The following is a 16,342-nucleotide window of genomic DNA, read 5'->3' as shown; positions in this document are numbered from 1 at the left end:
CGTGGTGCCCTGTCGGCTCGGCGCATGAGCGCAACCGAAGTTGCCAAAACGCTCATAGCGTCACCTCCGTGCCGGAAGTGACGCTATGAGTGATCGACTTGCGGCCGGTAGGGCAGAGCGTCCTACTTTTCCCCCTGTCAGATGGTGGAGTCCACTCCCAGCCGACGCGCCAGTCCGAAAAGCGACGATGCCTTCACGCGGCGTCGCCGGTTCTCGACCAGCTCGCTGACCACGAGCCGCGGCAACGTCTGGTAACGGATCCAGTCGGGTGCCATCCGCTCCACCGTCAACAGGGTGTCGAGCGCATTCTGGTCGTGGCCGAGCCGCGCGAGTGCGTAGGCGCGGTCGACCAGGTGTCGGGCACTGGGCGCCAGTGGCAGCCGTGCGTCTCGGGGCATCCTCTTGGCGGCGTTCAGGGCGCCGGCGTAGTTCTCCGTCACCAGGTGCACGTCGACGGTCTGCATGATGACCTGGCTTGGGCCGAACGCCGTCTCGTAGTCGTCGCGGTCGTACCCGATCCGGTCGGCCGCATCCCCCGCTGACCGCAGGAAATCCCGTGCTTCGTCCACCCTCTGGGCACGCCCGGCCGCTGTGGCGGCGGTGATCAGCAGGCTGCCGAACGCGGACAGGTGCTCAGGCGGAACGTCGCCGTTCGGCTCGATGCCGGCCGCCGTGGAGGTTGAAACCCGGATCGACTCGTCGTAGCGACCCTGCACGAGGAGCTGCCAGGCAACCGAACCGCGCAGTGTCGCGTCCAACAGCGGGTCATCACCGCCCTGCGAGGCGGTCAGCGCCATCCGGATGGCGAGATACGCCGAATCCGGTTGTCCCATGTGCACCAGCGCGCAGCCCGCGACCCAGTACAACCGGGCCAACAGGTCGTTGGCCTTGATCGACTCCGCTGGACTCACGGCGTGCACCGTGGCGCGCACCCGGGTGAGAGCCGACGGCAGGAGCGATGCCAACAGCTCGTACCTGCCGGCCCAGTAGGCGCCCCAGGCGTAATCCACCGTGCGCTTCGCCTCGTCGAGCGGCAATGCCTCACCCTCGGCGTGTCCGAGAAGATCATCAATCGAGGTGAGTGCATGGCGGATCGCCACAACGCCGGCATTCGGCTCGTCGGAGGGGACCGATGCCCCCTTGGCGAGCAACAACGACGTGTCGATGTCGAGCGCACGCGCGATCTTGTGCAGGGTGCCGATCGACGTGCCCCGGCGGTTCTGCTCGAGTTTGCGGATCACATCGACGCTCACCCCGGCCCTGGTGGCCAGGTCCTGTTGGGTCATCTGCCTGCCACGGAAGCGGCGAATGCGATCTCCGATAGTGGTTTCCGGGCTCATCGGCGGAACCTCCCGTTCACGGACGACACCCACGGTACGCATTACATGGTTCGGCGTGGCCCATGCACCCGGTCCACTAGGAGTAGTGCAGGCTGCGCGACGCCGTTTCCTCTGCGCGGCGTCAGGTGGGGCTTGCCGCAAGCCACCAGTACGGCAGGCCACCGAACCAGCGGGGACGGCCGCGTGCATCGAGACCTTCCATCCCCGAGCACCGCGCACGGGAAGCGCGAAGGTGATGGCGAGGGAGGTGATGCAGGCGATGAAGGGCATCATCCGGCTTCGCGGCCGGCCACCTGGTGGCTGTCCCACCGGCCGCTGCAACACTCCGGCCGCTGCCGGCACCTCATCCACGTGGACGACGATGGCCGGCGGGGATCGGCGGGTGCGGTGGCGGTCGACGGGGTCGACCCACCGGGGGACGCGGAGCTGTGGCGGCGCGGTGATCGGGAGTCCTTCGGCCTGCTGTTCGAACGGCACGTCGAGGCGGTGTGGAACTACTCCTACCGCCTGACCGGGTCCTGGGAGCAGGCCCAGGACATCACCTCGGCGACCTTCCTCACCGCCTGGCGCACCCGCGCGGACACCGCCCTCGTCCGCGAGAGCGCGCTGCCCATCCTCTACACGATGGCGGGCAACCTGGCGCGCACCAGGCACCGCGGCCGGGCCCGCCGCACCCGCCTGCTGCGCAAGCTCGCCGCACCCACCGACGTCCCCGACCACGCCGACGCGGTCGTGCACCGCCTCGACGACCGGGAACGCCTGCGGCGGGTCGTCGAGGAGATCCGGCGGCTGCCCCGGGGGCAGCGCCAGGCCGCCGAGCTGTGCCTGCTGGGCGAGCTGCCCGTCCCGGAGGCCGCCCGCCACCTCGGCGTGTCCGAGGTGACCGTGCGGTCGAACCTGTCACGTGCCCGCGCCCGGTTGCGCGGCTCAGCGGAGGACACCCCAGTGGAGGACGCCCAGTGAAGGACGACGACATCCCGGGGCTGCCCGAGCGGCGCCCGATCCCCCCCGCGGTGCGGGCCCGGCTGCGCGCCGACTTCGACCGGGACACCGCCCGGTCCCGGTGGTCCCGCCCCGCGCCGTCCGCCGCCGTGGTCGCGGCCGCCGCGGCGACCGTGCTCGTGGTGGGGGCGGTGGTCGTGCTCCGGCAGACGACCGACCAGCCGGTTCCGCCCGCCGCCGCGGCCCGTCCGGTGGACGCGGAGGCCGACCGGGTGGCGTTGGACCGCTGCTGGACCGCCGTCCAGCGGCACGGGGCGACCGACCGCTACCCGCACCGCTCCGGCTGGACGCCGCACTTCAGCGCCGGGGGCGGCGCGCTCCGGGTGGTCGCGGCCACGGCCGGTGGGGTGCCGCTGTTCTGCCAGACCACGCCCACCACCGCCACCGTCTCCGACCCGGCCGCCGGCGCCCTGGTCAGCCGGGAGGGCGTGGTCGCCGGGACCACCACCGCACCGGACGGCGCGCTGCCCGTGCGCGGCTCGGGGCCCCACGGCGACTTCACCGTCACCGGCAGGGCCGCCGGTCGGCTGTTCGTCGCGCTGACCGGCACGAACCCGACCGGCACCAGCACCACCGCCGGCGACGCGCCGGTGTCCGGACCGCCCGGCCTGACCACCCGGGACCGCCCCGACGGCCCCGAGCCCGACCGCGCCTCGCCGGCCGGGCGCCTGCTGGGGGAGTGCCTGCGCGACGCCTCGCAGCCCGTGCTCGACCCGGACTCCTACCAGCCCGGCGCGCACGCGGACGGGGTCGTGCTGGGCCGCAGCGCCATCCGGATGGTGTTCTGCCGCCCCGGACCCGAGCCCGGGACGGCGCGGGTCGGGACGCGGGGGCTGACCCACGGGTTCCCGGTCCGCGCCACCTTCGCCGAGCCCGTGCCCGGCGGCCTGGCGCTCGGCGGCCCGGCCCCCGACGCGGCCACCGGGGTGTCGGTCTCGGTGGCCGGCGCCGCCCCGGTCGGGGGCCCGGCCGCGAACGGCACGTTCGTCGTCGTGCTGCCGCCCGGCACCGAGCTCGTGCCGAACCGGACGTGGGTGCGCTTCACCGCCCGCGACGCCGGGGGCGTGGTCCTGTTCGACGAGGAGCTGCCGCACCTGCCCTGACCGCCCCGGCCCACCTCACCCGCGGTGGGTGTCGAAGCGCAGCACGGCCCGGCGCGGGCAGGGGACCGGACCCCTCATGGTGGTGCGCAGGTCGGCACCCGGCGCGAGGGACACCCGCCACCGCCGGGTGATCGCGGCCAGGGTCAGGACGGCCTCGGTGATGGCGTAGGTGTCGCCGATGCAGCGCCGCGCGCCGCCGCCGAACGGCAGGAACGCCCCGGGCGGCGGCGTGGCGCCCCGTGCGGGGTCCCACCGGTCGGGGTCGAACCGCATCGGCCGCGGGTAGTGGTCCTCGTTCAGGTGGACCGCGGTGGGCGAGGTCATGACCGTCGCGCCGCGCGGCAGCCAGGTCCCGGCCAGCTCGACCGGCTCGGTGACGGTGCGGGTGATCAGCACGGTCGGGTGGTGCAGCCGCAGCGTCTCGGTCAGCACCCGCCGCGTGTAGGTCAGGTCGGCGGGGGCGGACGTCCCGACCGCCTCGGCCCGCACCGCGTCCTGGACCTCGGGGTGCCGGGCCAGGCGGGTCAGGCACCAGGTCATGGTGGCGGCGGTCGTCTCGACGGCCGCCACCAGCATGGTCATGACCTGGCTGTGCACCTGGTCGGTGGTCAGCGGCGCGAGCTCGTCCACCAGCCCGCCGGGCGGGCGGGCCGAGGCCAGGCGCTCCACCGCGTGCCGCAGCGACCGCGCGGCCGACCGGTGCGGCTGGTGGACCGCGGTGAGCACCCGCCGCAGGCCGGACGGGACGAGCATCAGCGGCAGGAAGCCCCGCAGGAGCGTTTCCACGCCCTGCTGGACGTCGTGCACGGTCGCGGGCGCGTCGTCGGCGAACAGGGTCCGCACCACGATCCGCCGCGACAGCCGCTGGAGCGCGGGGTGCACGTCGGCGACCTCGCCGGGGTGCCACACCTCGACCGCCGCGCCCACTTCCTCGGCCATGACCCGCGCGTAGCGCCGGAGCCGGTCGGGGTGGAACGCCGGTTGGATCATCCGGCGCTGCGCGCGGTGCTCGGCGTGCCCGCAGGTCGCCAGCCCGTCGCCGATGACGTCGCGGACGCGCTCCACGGCGGGCCCGCCCCGGTCGAAGACGCGGTCGTGCACCAGGACGTGGCGCAGGAGTTCGGGGTGGCAGCACACGTGGGCCGGGCGCGGGCCGAGCCTGATCTCCACCAGGTCGCCCAGGCGGTGCAGCGAGCGCAGGAACTCGACGGGCCTGGTGGCCAGGTGCCAGGCGTGGCCGAGGACGGGCAGCGCGCCGGGGGCGGTGGCGGAGCGGAACCCGGTCGGGCTGGGGCGGGCCGAAGGGGACCGGGTCGAGGCGGATCCGGCCGGGCCCGACCCGGCCGGGGTGGACCGGGTCGCGCCGGCGCCGGGGTGGGCGTGTTCGGCGGTCCGGGGCGCGGTGGGCTGCGGCGCGGCGGGACAGGGGGCGGTGGGGTGGTGCGCGGTGGGGTGGTGCGCGGTGGGGTGGTGCGCGGTGGGGTGGTGCGTCGCCGGGTGGAGTCCGGCCGGGTGAGGTGTGGCCGGGTGGTGCGTTGCCGAGTGGGGTGGGGTCGGACGGGACGCGGTGCTCAAGCGGGACAGCCTCCTGGTTCAGCCGTGGTGTTCGGCGGGAGTCCACCCCGGATCCGCGCACCCGGCACGCCGGCAGACCCGTTCGGCGCAATTACCACCCGTACCGGTGGCCTCGTCACGGTGAGGCGACGGGACCACCCGCCACGCCGACTTCGGGGTGGACTTGCCGGGGGTGGCCCGCGCCACTACCGTCCGAACGAAAGTGAAGAGGTTTCGCGTATTTCGGGAGTGCGCATGAGGGGTTCTCGTCGCTCGCTGCTGCCCACCGCGCTGGTCGCCGCGCTGGTGGTGGTCGGCCTGCCCGCCACCCAGGCCCGATCACAGGACCAGCCCTACCTGATCGGGCGCGGCATCTCCGACGTGACCGGGCCCGCCGCCGAGAACGGCATGATGGGCTACTCCTCGTTCGACCAGAAGACCACCGGCATCCACCAGCGCCAGCGCTCGCGGGCCTACGTCGTGGTCGACCGGGCCACCGGCAAGCGGGTCGCCTACGTCAACGCCGACCTGGCGATGATCTTCCGCGCCGTGCAGGAGGCCGTGCTGGACCGGCTGCGGCCCCGCTACGGCGACCTCTACACGCGCGAGAACGTGCTGCTGTCCGCCACCCACACCCACGCGGGCCCCGGCGGCTACTCGCACAACCTCGCCTACAACCTGTCGGTCCTCGGCCTGCAACCGCAGACCCTGAACGCCATCGCGGACGGCATCGCCGAATCGGTCGTCGAGGCGCACGAGGACCTCGCGCCCGGCGAGCTGTCCCTCGGGCGCGGGCAGCTCGCCAACGCCAGCGTCAACCGCTCGCGCACCGCGTTCGAGCGCAACCCCGCCGCCGACAAGGCCCACTTCCCGAACGCCATCGACCCGACCATGACCGTGCTGCGGTTCCGGCGCGGCGGCGAGGACGTCGGCGCGATCAGCTGGTTCGCCACCCACAACACGTCCATGACCAACCGGAACACGCTGATCAGCCCGGACAACAAGGGGTACGCGTCCTACCAGTGGGAGCACGACGACGAGGGCGTGCGCTACCTGGACGACCGCCCCGGCTTCGTCGCCGCGTTCCCCAACACCAACGCGGGCGACATGTCGCCGAACCTCAACCTGCGTCCCGGTTCCGGCCCGACCGAGGACGAGGTGGAGAACACCCGGATCATCGGTGAGCGCCAGAACCGCAAGGCGCAGGAGGTGTTCGCGGGCCCGCAGCGGGCCGTCACCGGCGGGGTGGACTCCCGGATGCGGTTCGTGGACATGTCCCGGGTCGCGGTCGCGGGCCGCCACACCACCGACGGCCGCCCCGGCACCACCTGCTCGGGCGTGGTCGGGGCGTCCACCATGGCGGGCAGCGTGGAGGACGGGCCGGCGCTGCCCGGCTTCAGCGAGGGGATGCAGAGCCCGCTCAAGGCGCTGTTCGAGCCGCTGAACGTCGAGGTGCCGCAGTGGCTGCGCGACTGCCAGTACCCGAAGGCGTCCCTGGTGCCCACCGGCCTGGTCGGCGCGACGCCGGACGTGCTGCCGCTCCAGGTCGTCCGGATCGGACCGCTGCACCTGGTCGCGGTGCCCGCCGAGGTCACGGTGGTGGCGGGCCTGCGCATCCGGCGCGCGGTCGCCGAGGGCGCGGGCGTGCCGCTGGAGGACGTGCTGGTCCAGGGCTACGCCAACGACTACAGCCAGTACGTGACCACCCCGGAGGAGTACGACCTCCAGCAGTACGAGGGCGGCTCGACGCTGTTCGGGCGCAACACCCTGCCCGCCTACCAGCAGGAGTTCGGCGCGCTCGCCGAGTCCCTGCGCACGGGCGCGCCGCTCGGCCCCGGCCCGACGCCGGGCAGGCCGCCGTTCACCGGGATCAACCTCCAGACCGGCGTGGTGTTCGACGACAAGCCGCTGGGCAGGTCCTTCGGCGACGTGCTGACCGAACCGGCCGCCGCCCACACCCCGGGGCAGACCGCCACGGCCGTGTTCGTCACCGGCCACCCCAAGAACAACCTGCGCCGCAACGGCACCTTCCTGGAGGTCCAGCGCCTGGTGGACGGCCGGTGGACCCGCCACGCCGACGACGGCGACTGGTCCACCCGCTACCACTGGCAGCGCGAGGGCGTGGCCAACTCCACCGCGGTGATCACCTGGACCATCCCGGCCGACACCCCGGCGGGCACGTACCGCATCGTCCACCACGGCGACTGGAAGAGCGGCTGGACCGGCGCGATCACCGGGTTCACCGGGACCAGCAGGTCGTTCACGGTGGGCTGACCGCACCCCCGGTCCCGACGTCCCCGGTCCCGACGTCCCCGGACGGGCCGGCGCGCGTGGTCGGCGCGCCGGTCAGGTGGTCCTGGAGCCGGGCGTGGCGGAACTGGTACACCGCGCCCGCCCGGCGCAGCGCGCCCAACCGGCAGGCGTCGTCCAGGAACGCCACCAGCCGCCAGGGCAACCGGCCGGTCAGGGGCAGCCAGATGCGGGCCAGGGCGGCCCACTGCCCCCAGGCGGTCAGGCAGAGCCCGTAGCCGATCCCGGCCCCGAAGGCGCCCTCCACGCCGAACACCAGCCCGACCTCCAGGCTGCTGGCGATACCGCCGGTGACGCCGTGCACCACCGCGGCCACGGAGCCGAGCACCAGCGCCCACACCAGGAAGTGGGAGACCACGTTGGCGCGGTTGGACCTCAGCAGGTCGGCCGGGCTGACCGCGGCCCGCACGTCGATCGGCGTTTCGAGCCAGGTCATCAACCCCAGCACGAGGCCCGCCGAGAACCCCACCTGGAGCGGGAACAGGACCGCGGCAGCCCGCCCGCCCCCCAGCCCGTCGTCGAGCCCGAGCCGGGGCACCAGGAGCCGGTCGACGAGCAGCAGCGCGAGCGCCACCAGGAGCCCGACCACGGCACCCGACGTGATCCTGGCGGTGAACGGCGCGCCCCGGCGCTGGAGACCGCCGAACACGCGCACCCGGACCGGTGACGGCTTCAGCGCCTCGCTCCCGTCCGCGAACCGGTAGACCAGGCCGAACGCCACCGCGGCCACCGCACCGTGCAGGAGGCCGACCACGATCCCGCGCCGGACCGCGAAGTCGAGCCCGCGGGAGGTGGCGACCAGGTCCACCGGGATGTTCCCGATCCCGGTCACGAGCCCGAAGGACAGACCCGCCAGGAACGCGATCACCAGGGTGCGCGTCGAGCGGCGCACCGAGGCGCCGAGCTCCCACCAGGCCAGGTCGCGCGTGCCGAGCCGGTGCAGGTGCCCGGCGAGGTGGCCCAGCCAGCGCTGGGCGCGGTCCGGGTCCCACCGGTGGGCGGGCCCGGTGCGCGGGTCGCCGGGCCGCAGCCGGTAGACCGACGGGAGGAAGCTGCCCAGCAGGTGCTCCTCCAGGCTCTCCGGGCTGTCGAACAGGGCGGGGTCCAGCAGCGCCGCCGGCCCGTCGTCGCGCCCGTCCCGGTCGCCCTCGCCGTAGACGGTGCGGGCCAGGGAGACCATCAGGGGAGTGGTCAGCACCGCGGCGAGGTTGGCGTTGGCCGGGGCGGCGGGGGCACGGCGCAGCTCGGCCAGCACGTGCCGCCACTCGGGCGTGACGGTCTTGGGGCTGCCGCGCAGCAGGTGGTCTGCCAAATCGTCCAGGGTGAGGTCGGTCAGCTCGACGGCGGCGGCGTGGGTCAGCCCCCTGGTCCGCCCCACCGCGGTGGTGTACTCGTCGGACCGGCTGGTCAGCACCAGCGGCAGGGAGATCGCGGAGAGCTCCCGCAGCGCGACCCGGTGGAGGCCGTCGGCGATCTCGTCGAACCCGTCCAGCACGGGCAGCACCAGCCCCTTGGCGACCAGGGTGGCGGCCAGGGTCTCCCCGGTGGGGCCGACCGTGGCCAGACCGGGCTGGTCACGGCTCAGCCGGCCGCTCAGCCACTCCTTCAGCGGTTCGGCGGTGGGGTCCCACGACCCGATGCCGAACATCTCCGGGACGGGTCCGCCGGGGGCGCGGGCCGCCAGCAGGTCCAGCACGAACCGCAGGCCCAGGACGGTCTTCCCCGACCCGGCCCGGCCCAGCACCACGAGCCGGCCGGAGGGGATCCGCCGGTAGACCTCGGTGATCAGGCCCAGGTGCCCGGCCAGCTCCAGGGGCTCGACCGCCTCCCCGGCCGGTGCCAGGCGGATGTTGGCCCAGTGGTCCATCAGCCCGTCGTCCGCCGTGCCCCACCGCACGGGCAGCGGCACCGGGTCGCGGATCCGCCGCCGTTCCTCCTCCTCCAGCCAGCGGTCCCGGACGGCCTCGGCCAGCTCGTCGGCGGTCCGGGCCAGCTCGTCCCGCTCCACGCGCACCGACGAGCCGGTGATGTGCACGTCGCCGTGGATCACCCCGGCCTGGACGACCGCCCCGTCCACGGTCCCCGCCACCTCGTTGTGCACCGGGGGCCGGCTCCGGGCCGGGGGGACACCGGTCATCTCAGCCGACCTCCGGCCCGTCGCCGCGGCGGCGGCGCGACCACCAGGCGCAACCGCCCGCGACGGCGCCCACGGCCGGGACGACGACCGCCACGAGGAGCAGGCGCGAGAGGTTCGGGTCACCGGTCGGGCGGGTGCCGCCGGCCGAGGCGGTGGAGGGTGCGGTGGCGGACGCGCCGGTGGGCGCGGTGGCGGCCGGGGTGCCCGGGTCGTCGATCCCGGCCGGCACCGCGCCGGGCGTGCCGGGGTCCGGGCCGTCCGGCGCGTCGGGTCCGGTCACCCGCGCGGGAGCCGACCCGCCCGGGGCCGTGGGCGCACCGCCCGGCGCGGTCGGTCCGGGTGCCGCCGTCGGCCGTGGCGGCGCGGTGGTCGGCCGGGTCGCGCTCCCCTCGGCCGGCAGGACCCGGAACGACGCCAGGACGCCGTCCTGCCCGGCATCCAACCGGCACGGCGCGTGGACCTCGCCCATCGCGGTCAGGTCGCCGTCCGCGTTCCTCGGGACCATGCGCAGGGCCAGCCCGCCGAGGGTGATCCGCGCGTTCCCCGGCTGCCGGAAGACCAGGGACCGCGCGGTCCCGTGCGCGGTGAACGTCATCGGCCCGGACGCCGGGACCGGGGTCACGGGCACGGTGAGCGGTGTGGTGACGCCGATGTCGCCCTCCGGCGCGGTCACGACGGCGTCGGCGGCCGCCGAGCCCTCGACGGTCGTCGCGCCGGCGAAGGTGAGCGCCTGCGTGACGAAGGGTGCGATCGTCGCCGAGGCGGTGACGGGGACCGGCGGGGTGGCCTCGCCGACCACGTGCGAGTCGGAGGCGTTCCAGGTGATCGTCGCCGTCATCGGCTGGTCGCGGATCACGGGGAACGAGCAGGTGTACCGCAGCGTGAGGGCGGCCGAGGCCGGGGGTGCGCCCGCGCCTCCGATGAGGAGGACCGCCGCGGCCACCCCGAGGGCGCGGAGCGCGGGCAGTCCTTTCCGAACACCGCTCACCTGCGCACACCCCGTCCCGGATGGGAATTCCCCGAATTCCCCTCGGATTTCTTTTTCCGCACCCCGCGTCGGACCATACGCGGATCTGTGCCGTTCGCTCAACGACCACCGCGTATTCCGCAATTTTGCTCACACGATCGAGTTATTTCAAAATCCCTCCGGGATGTCGGCAAATTGCCAATTGCTCAGAGGGGGTCTTCGACCAGGGCGGCGGCGATCCGGGCGGCCGTGTCGAAGGTGTCGCCGGCCGGTCGCGTCCGGTACCGCTCGCGGCCCCGCGCCCAGGCGTGCCCGCGCTCGGCCCAGTCCTGGAACACGGGCGGCTCACCCGTGTTCGTCAGCACCTCGAAGAACCGCTCCCACCGCGGTCGGTAGTAGCCGCTCAGCAGCCCGTGCCAGTCGCGGTTGGCGTACTCGCGCAGCGCCGGCGCCGCGGGCGCGCTCCACGTGGTGATCAGGGTGCGGGCCTCCCTCTCCAGCGCGTTCGCCTCGGCCCCCGTCGACCCCCAGGACCGCGCCTGCGCCAGCCGGCGCCCCAGCAGCCAGTCCTCGTGCGTGCCCAGGATTTCCTCGCTCAGGTCCAGCGCCCGCAGGAACCGGGCGCTGTGCCGGGCCACGCCCTCGCGGTCCCCGCTCTCGTGCGCGGCCCGCAACCGGTCGAGCAGCAGCCGGGCCCGGTTGGCCAGCACCTGGCGGGTGACGTCGACCAGGTCGTAGCGGTACGGGGCGGAGTCGCGCAGCGGCGGCGCGACGGCCAGCAGGTGGTCCAGGCACGGCGCGAACTCCGACGGGTCGTACCGCCACTGGTCCGGCCCCCACATCGACGCCGAGCCCACGACGAGGGCCGGCTCGGCCGCGAACGGCGTCTCGTGCGGCCCCTCGCCGCTGGTGTGGCCGGTGGCGGAGTGGGCGTACGCGGTGCGCAGCAGGATGTCCCAGGCAGCGGCGGCGCGCGGGTCGTCGGCACCGTACCGGCGGCGCGCGTAGTCCCGGACCCACGCGGCGAGGTCGACCGGCTCCCGGTGCCACGGCATCTCCGCCAGCAGATCGGCCACCACCGGGTTGTGGTGCGTGCCCTCCGGCACCACGGCCATGCCGACGAGGCGTCGGCGGGCCGGGTCGACCCGCACCGCCGGCAGCGTGCGGCCGGGCTCGACCAGGTTGCCGAACATGCCGAGCCGGCCGCCGAAGTTGTTGATGGTGCCCCAGCACCACGGCGTGCCCCAGTACGCCTCGGTGTGCTGCCACTTGCGCGAGTCGTCGGAGTCCATGTCCAGCACCACGACCCGCTCCCGGTCCACCGCGTCCAGCAGCGCCCGGCGCGGGTTGGAGTGCCAGCCCTGGAGCAGCCACCGCGCGCCCGGCACGGCCCGTTCCAGCGAGGTCTGCACGGCCACCCCCGCGCGGGCCAGGTCGGCGCCGTCGAGCAGCGCCGGCAGCTCGTCGTCGCCGACCTCGTGGAACAGGTCGGTGGAGTAGTGCGTGGTGGTGCCGAAGTGCTCGGCCTGCGCTCGGTAGAACCGCTCCGCGACCGCGGGGTAGAGCGGGTCGGTGCAGTCCAGCCAGTACGGCCGCGGGTGGCCCGCGTAGTTCCCCTGCGCGACCACGTGCGCGTCGGGGTTGCGCTCGGCGAACACCCGGTCGGGCACGTGCCCGGCGAAGGCGGGGAACACCGGCGTGATGCCCAGCTCCCGCATCCGGTCGGCGATCCGCCCGCCCAGCTGCGCGCGGCGGCCCAGCAGGGTCCGGCTCACCGGGCCGCAGTGCGCGTTGTCGGCCTCGTCGTAGCCCGTGATCTCGCCGAACCACTGCCACGGCTGGTGCGCGGGCTGCGCGATCCACCGCCGGACCTCCGCCCCGGACAGGCCGAAGTGCTGGAACGCCTCGTACCAGACGATCTCCTGGCCGACCAGGGTGAGCGCCCGGTTGACGCCGCTCATGGCCAGCCGGTCCAGCTCGCGCTCCCACTCCGACCACCCCCAGAACGGGCTGGTGTAGCCGAATGAGGTGAAGTTGTTGGAGTACCGCTCGACCAGTTCGGTGGACCGCCGGACCGACTGCGCCGGCGCGGGCAGGTCGTCGGGCAGCGCGGTGCGGTCGCCGTTGGTGGACAGGTGGCCACCCGCCACGTGCTCCAGCCACCAGCGCAGCCCGGACATCAGGGCGACGCCACCGCTGCCCGCCAGCCGCACCTCGCCCCTCGACCCGCCGATCTCGAACACGTCGGCCTCGCCGGCGGCGGGGGCCAGCTCGTCGAGCACGAACTGCTCGGCGGCGTCGGAGCCGAGCAGCCGCTCGATCGCCTTCCGCACCGCGGCGGAGTCGGCCCCCGACGGCGACGACGGCGTGCGGCCGGCCGCGGCGAGCGAGCCGGCCGCGAGCGAGACGAGCAGGAACGTCCTCCTGGTCACAGCGGTCATGTGTGCTCCTCCTGTGGTGCTGCGGTGCCGGGGACGTCCGCCTGGCTGTCGTCGGCGGTGCGGGTAGACCGTTTGGATCAGCCACATGGTACGGATGCGCTATACATCTGGTTACCGGTCGATTACGTGCAGTAACAGGAAGATCGTTGCTCACCGGAATGGCGCACGGCACGAGGAGGACGGAGCGCACGAGGTGGGACGGGGGACCGCCGCGGCACCGGTGGCGCCGCGTCCGGAAGGCGGTCCGCGGTGCTCTCGGCCGACCGTCACCGGCCCCGTGCATGACTCGACAGGGGGACGACTGCGACCTGTTCGATGACCGATTTCCCGCTTTCAGGTGGCGCCCGGTCTGCTGTGGTCGGACGCCCGGTGGCGCGGTCGGCCCGCGGCGGCCCCGCCGTTAGCCGCGCTCAGCCCTCCCGGTCCAGCGGACCCCACGGCGAGGCGGCGTGCGCGACGACGAGGTCCTCGCACTCCGCGAGCACCTCGTCGGAGATCCAGCCGACCGGTCGACGGCAGCGCACCAGCGGCTCGTTGTCCGGTCCCCGGCCGACCTCGACGCCCTCCAGCACCCACGGCCGGGTGCCCTCCGCGCGCCGCTCGCGCAGGTGCCGGTAGTCGTGCAGCCGGCGGGCCACCCACAGCCGCAGGGGCCGGTTCCCCCACCACGGCTCCACGCCGAGCGAGTTGGCCGACAGACCGGGCAGCGCGCCACCGGTCAACCCGTCGCGGCTGCGCTGCCCGCCGTCCGCCTCCGGGCCCCGCGACCAGCGCACGAACAGCTCGGTCGTGCTCATCCGCGTCTCCACCAGGTCGGTCAGCTCCATCAGGTCGGTGAAGGTGCGCATGGGCCTGGATTACCCGTTGGCACAGGTTCGAACATCCGCCTCGCGGGTATGGGTCAGGCATGACGGAAGCCACCACCACGGCCCGGCACTCGCTGTGGTCCGAGACCATCCCCCACGGGCGCTACCCCGCCCTCTCCGGCGAGACCTCGGTCGACGTCGCGGTCGTGGGCGGCGGTATCACCGGCGTGACCACGGCCCTGCTGCTCAAGCGCGCGGGCCTGAGCGTGGCGCTGGTCGAGGCCGACCGGGTCGGCGGTGGCGTCAGCGGCAACAACACCGCCAAGGTCACCGCCCTCCAGTCCACGGTGTACACCCAACTGGTGAAGAAGCAGGGCGTGGAGGCGGCCTCCGACTACGCCGCCGCGAGCCTGGCCGCGGTCGGGTTCGTCGCCGCGCTGGCCGAGGGGGAGGGCGTCGACTGCGACCTGCGCCGCCGCCCCGCCTACACCTACGCCCTCACCGAGGACGAGCTGCCCGCCGTCGAGGCGGAGGCGGAGGCCGCCCTGCGCGCGGGGCTGCCCGTGGTCCTCGACCGGGGCGAGCTGATGGGCGTGCCGTTCGAGGTCGCGGGCGCGGTGCGGCTGGACGACCAGGTGGTGTTCCACCCCGTCAAGTACGTGCGCGGGCTGGCCGAGCGGGTCGACGGCGACGGGTCCCGCGTCCACGAGGGCAGCCGCGTGCTGCGCATCGAGGAGGGCGACCGGGTCCGCGTGCGCACCGAGGCGGGCACGGTCGTCGCCGACCGCGTCGTGATCGCCACCCACTACCCGATCCTGGACCGCGGCCTCTACTTCGCCCGCCTGGAGGCCACGCGCGCCTACTGCGTCGCGGCCACGCTGCGCTCGGGCGAGCCGCCCACCGGCCTGGCCATCAGCGCGGGCAGCCCGTCGTGGTCCCTGTCCACCGACGGCGAGCGGCTGATCGTGGCCGGGCAGAGCCACACCACCGGCTCCGACGAGGGAGAGCCCTACGACGAGCTGATCAGGTTCACCCGCGAGCGCTGGGACGTCGAGGAGATCACCCACCTGTGGTCCGCCCAAGACGCCGTGCCCTACGACAAGCTGCCCATGATCGGCCCCTACACCCCGGGCGACCGGCGGCTCTACGGCGCGACCGGCTACCAGAAGTGGGGCCTGTCCAGCGGCACGATCGCCGCCATGCTGCTGAGCGACCTGGTCCGCGACCGGGAGAACGCCTGGGCCGAGCGGTTCAGCCCGCACCGGCTGTCGCTGACGTCCACGCCGACCCTGGCCAAGATGAACGCCAAGGTCGCCGCGGACTTCGTCGGCGACCGGCTGCGCGGCGCGGACGTCGACTCGGTGGCGGAGGTGCCGCCCGGCGAGGCCCGCGTGGTGCGCGACGGCAAGGACAAGGTCGGCGTGTTCCGCGACGACCAGGGCGGCGTGCACGCCGTGTCGATGCGCTGCACCCACCTGGGCTGCCTGGTGCGGTTCAACAACGCCGAGCGCAGCTGGGACTGCCCCTGCCACGGCTCGCGGTTCGACGTGGACGGCGCCGTGCTGGAGGGTCCGGCCACCGAACCGCTGCCCCGCCGGGACCCCGCTTGACCACGGTCGGGGTCGAGGAGGAGTTCCTGCTGGTCGACCCCGGGACGCGGCGGCCGGTGGCACGGGCCGAGGAGGTGCTGGCGCACGTCGCGCCGCACGACCTGCCCGCCGGGGCGAAGGTGCACCGCGAGCTGATCGGCACGCAGGTGGAGTTCGCCAGCGGCGTCTGCCGCGACCTGCCGGAGCTGGCCGAGCAGCTGGTGGCGGGCCGCCGGGTGCTGGACCGGGCCGCCCGCGCCGAGGGGCTGCGCCTGGCCGCGACCGGCACGCCCGTGCTGGCCGACCCGGCGCCACCGCTGAGCCGGGGTGAGCGGTTCGAGCTGATCGAGGACCTCTACCGCGGCCAGGTCGCCGACTACCAGTGCTGCGGCTGCCACGTGCACGTCGGCGTGCCCGACCGGGACACCGCCGTGCACGTGGTCAACCACCTGCGGCCGTGGCTGCCCACGCTGCTGGCCCTGGGCGGCAACTCGCCGTTCCACGCGGGCCGCGACACCGGGTACGCGAGCTGGCGGATGCTCGAACAGGCCAAGTTCCCCGGCGCGGGCGTCACGCCCTACTTCAAGACCGCCGCCGAGCACGACGCCGCGGTGGACCGGCTCGTCGACTGCGGCGTGCTGGCGGACGCGGCCCAGACGTTCTGGCTGGCCCGCCCGTCGCCCCGGTACCCGACGGTGGAGGTGCGGGTGGCCGACACCGCCGCCACCGCGGCCCACGCCGTGCTCCAGGCCGGGCTGACCCGGGCGCTGGTGCGCACCGCGCTGGCCGCCGGCTCGCCGCCGCCGGAACCGGACGAGCAGGTGCTGGCGGCGGCCGTGTGGTCGGCGGCCCGCTATGGCCTGACCGGGTCCGGGGTGGACGTCCTGGCCGCGCGCCGGGTGCCCGCGGTGGAGCTGGTGGAGGCGCTGGTGGCGCACGTGTCCGACCACCTGGGCGAGGACCGCGACCAGGTGGGGTCGCTGCTGAGCGACGTGCTGGCCGGCGGCACGGGCGCGCAGCGGCAGCGCGCGGCGGGCGAGGCGGGTCCCGCCGTGGACCTCCTCACGTGGATCGTCACCGAAAGTGGGTAGTC

11 protein-coding genes are annotated in these 16,342 nt (G+C 74.4%); 5 read left to right on the top strand and 6 right to left on the bottom strand.

Annotated features, from left to right (window positions below):
* Positions 1 to 137 precede the first annotated feature (137 nt).
* Complete coding sequence (locus Q5530_RS24235; RefSeq protein WP_415365045.1) at positions 138 to 1,340, bottom strand: helix-turn-helix domain-containing protein; 1,203 nt, start codon at positions 1,338 to 1,340, stop codon at positions 138 to 140.
* A 387-nt stretch (positions 1,341 to 1,727) separates the two neighbouring features.
* Here Q5530_RS24235 and Q5530_RS24230 point away from each other — a divergent pair, with 387 nt between their 5' ends.
* Together Q5530_RS24230 and Q5530_RS24225 are read left to right on the top strand one after the other, a co-directional pair.
* Positions 1,728 to 2,303: an RNA polymerase sigma factor gene (locus tag Q5530_RS24230; protein WP_415365136.1), complete on the top strand. Its 576-nt coding sequence runs from the start codon at positions 1,728 to 1,730 to the stop codon at positions 2,301 to 2,303.
* A complete protein-coding gene (locus tag Q5530_RS24225; RefSeq protein ID WP_415365044.1) occupies positions 2,300 to 3,445 on the top strand; it encodes a hypothetical protein in 1,146 nt (381 codons plus the stop codon). The genes Q5530_RS24230 and Q5530_RS24225 overlap by 4 nt, the downstream gene beginning before the upstream one ends.
* A 15-nt stretch (positions 3,446 to 3,460) precedes the next feature.
* Here Q5530_RS24225 and Q5530_RS24220 read toward each other — a convergent pair whose 3' ends face one another.
* Positions 3,461 to 5,020, bottom strand: a complete 1,560-nt coding sequence (locus Q5530_RS24220) for a cytochrome P450 (protein ID WP_415365043.1) — start codon at positions 5,018 to 5,020, stop codon at positions 3,461 to 3,463.
* A 234-nt stretch (positions 5,021 to 5,254) separates the two neighbouring features.
* Here Q5530_RS24220 and Q5530_RS24215 point away from each other — a divergent pair, with 234 nt between their 5' ends.
* Positions 5,255 to 7,273 carry a neutral/alkaline ceramidase gene (locus tag Q5530_RS24215; protein WP_415365042.1) on the top strand — a complete coding sequence of 673 codons (2,019 nt, stop codon included), beginning with the start codon at positions 5,255 to 5,257 and terminating at the stop codon, positions 7,271 to 7,273.
* Here Q5530_RS24215 and Q5530_RS24210 read toward each other — a convergent pair.
* The 4 genes from Q5530_RS24210 to Q5530_RS24195 form a co-directional block, all read right to left on the bottom strand.
* Positions 7,260 to 9,446, bottom strand: a complete 2,187-nt coding sequence (locus Q5530_RS24210) for a hypothetical protein (protein WP_415365041.1) — start codon at positions 9,444 to 9,446, stop codon at positions 7,260 to 7,262. The genes Q5530_RS24215 and Q5530_RS24210 overlap by 14 nt on opposite strands.
* 1 nt (position 9,447) lies before the next feature.
* A complete protein-coding gene (locus Q5530_RS24205) occupies positions 9,448 to 10,434 on the bottom strand; it encodes a DUF6801 domain-containing protein (protein WP_415365040.1) in 987 nt (328 codons plus the stop codon).
* Positions 10,435 to 10,619: 185 nt separating this feature from the next.
* Entirely contained in the window at positions 10,620 to 12,854 is a 2,235-nt protein-coding gene (locus tag Q5530_RS24200) for an alpha-N-acetylglucosaminidase (protein WP_415365039.1), read from the bottom strand.
* Between the two features lie 410 nt (positions 12,855 to 13,264).
* The gene (locus Q5530_RS24195) at positions 13,265 to 13,702 is read right to left on the bottom strand and encodes a DUF6098 family protein (RefSeq protein ID WP_415365038.1); all 438 of its coding nucleotides are present in this window, start codon (positions 13,700 to 13,702) and stop codon (positions 13,265 to 13,267) included.
* A gap of 59 nt (positions 13,703 to 13,761) precedes the next feature.
* Here Q5530_RS24195 and Q5530_RS24190 point away from each other — a divergent pair, with 59 nt between their 5' ends.
* Together Q5530_RS24190 and Q5530_RS24185 are read left to right on the top strand one after the other, a co-directional pair.
* Positions 13,762 to 15,270, top strand: coding sequence for an FAD-dependent oxidoreductase (locus Q5530_RS24190; protein ID WP_415365037.1), 1,509 nt, complete (start codon positions 13,762 to 13,764; stop codon positions 15,268 to 15,270).
* On the top strand, positions 15,267 to 16,340 hold the full coding sequence (locus Q5530_RS24185; protein ID WP_415365036.1) for a carboxylate-amine ligase: 1,074 nt from the start codon (positions 15,267 to 15,269) through the stop codon (positions 16,338 to 16,340). The genes Q5530_RS24190 and Q5530_RS24185 overlap by 4 nt, the downstream gene beginning before the upstream one ends.
* The last annotated feature ends 2 nt before the right edge of the window (positions 16,341 to 16,342 follow it).

The organism is Saccharothrix sp. BKS2 (assembly GCF_047689505.1).
In the GTDB taxonomy this organism is placed as follows: domain Bacteria; phylum Actinomycetota; class Actinomycetes; order Mycobacteriales; family Pseudonocardiaceae; genus Actinosynnema; species Actinosynnema lopnurensis.
This window is presented reverse-complemented; position numbering and strand designations above follow the sequence as displayed.

Excerpts from the sequence above, each read along its gene's own strand:
- Q5530_RS24235 (WP_415365045.1), bottom strand. The coding sequence starts at position 1,340 with ATGAGCCCGGAAACCACTATCGGAGATCGCATTCGCCGCTTCCGTGGC.
- Q5530_RS24215 (WP_415365042.1), top strand. The coding sequence starts at position 5,255 with ATGAGGGGTTCTCGTCGCTCGCTGCTGCCCACCGCGCTGGTCGCCGCG.
- Q5530_RS24210 (WP_415365041.1), bottom strand. The coding sequence starts at position 9,446 with ATGACCGGTGTCCCCCCGGCCCGGAGCCGGCCCCCGGTGCACAACGAG.
- Q5530_RS24200 (WP_415365039.1), bottom strand. The coding sequence starts at position 12,854 with ATGACCGCTGTGACCAGGAGGACGTTCCTGCTCGTCTCGCTCGCGGCC.
- Q5530_RS24195 (WP_415365038.1), bottom strand. The coding sequence starts at position 13,702 with ATGCGCACCTTCACCGACCTGATGGAGCTGACCGACCTGGTGGAGACG.
- Q5530_RS24190 (WP_415365037.1), top strand. The coding sequence starts at position 13,762 with ATGACGGAAGCCACCACCACGGCCCGGCACTCGCTGTGGTCCGAGACC.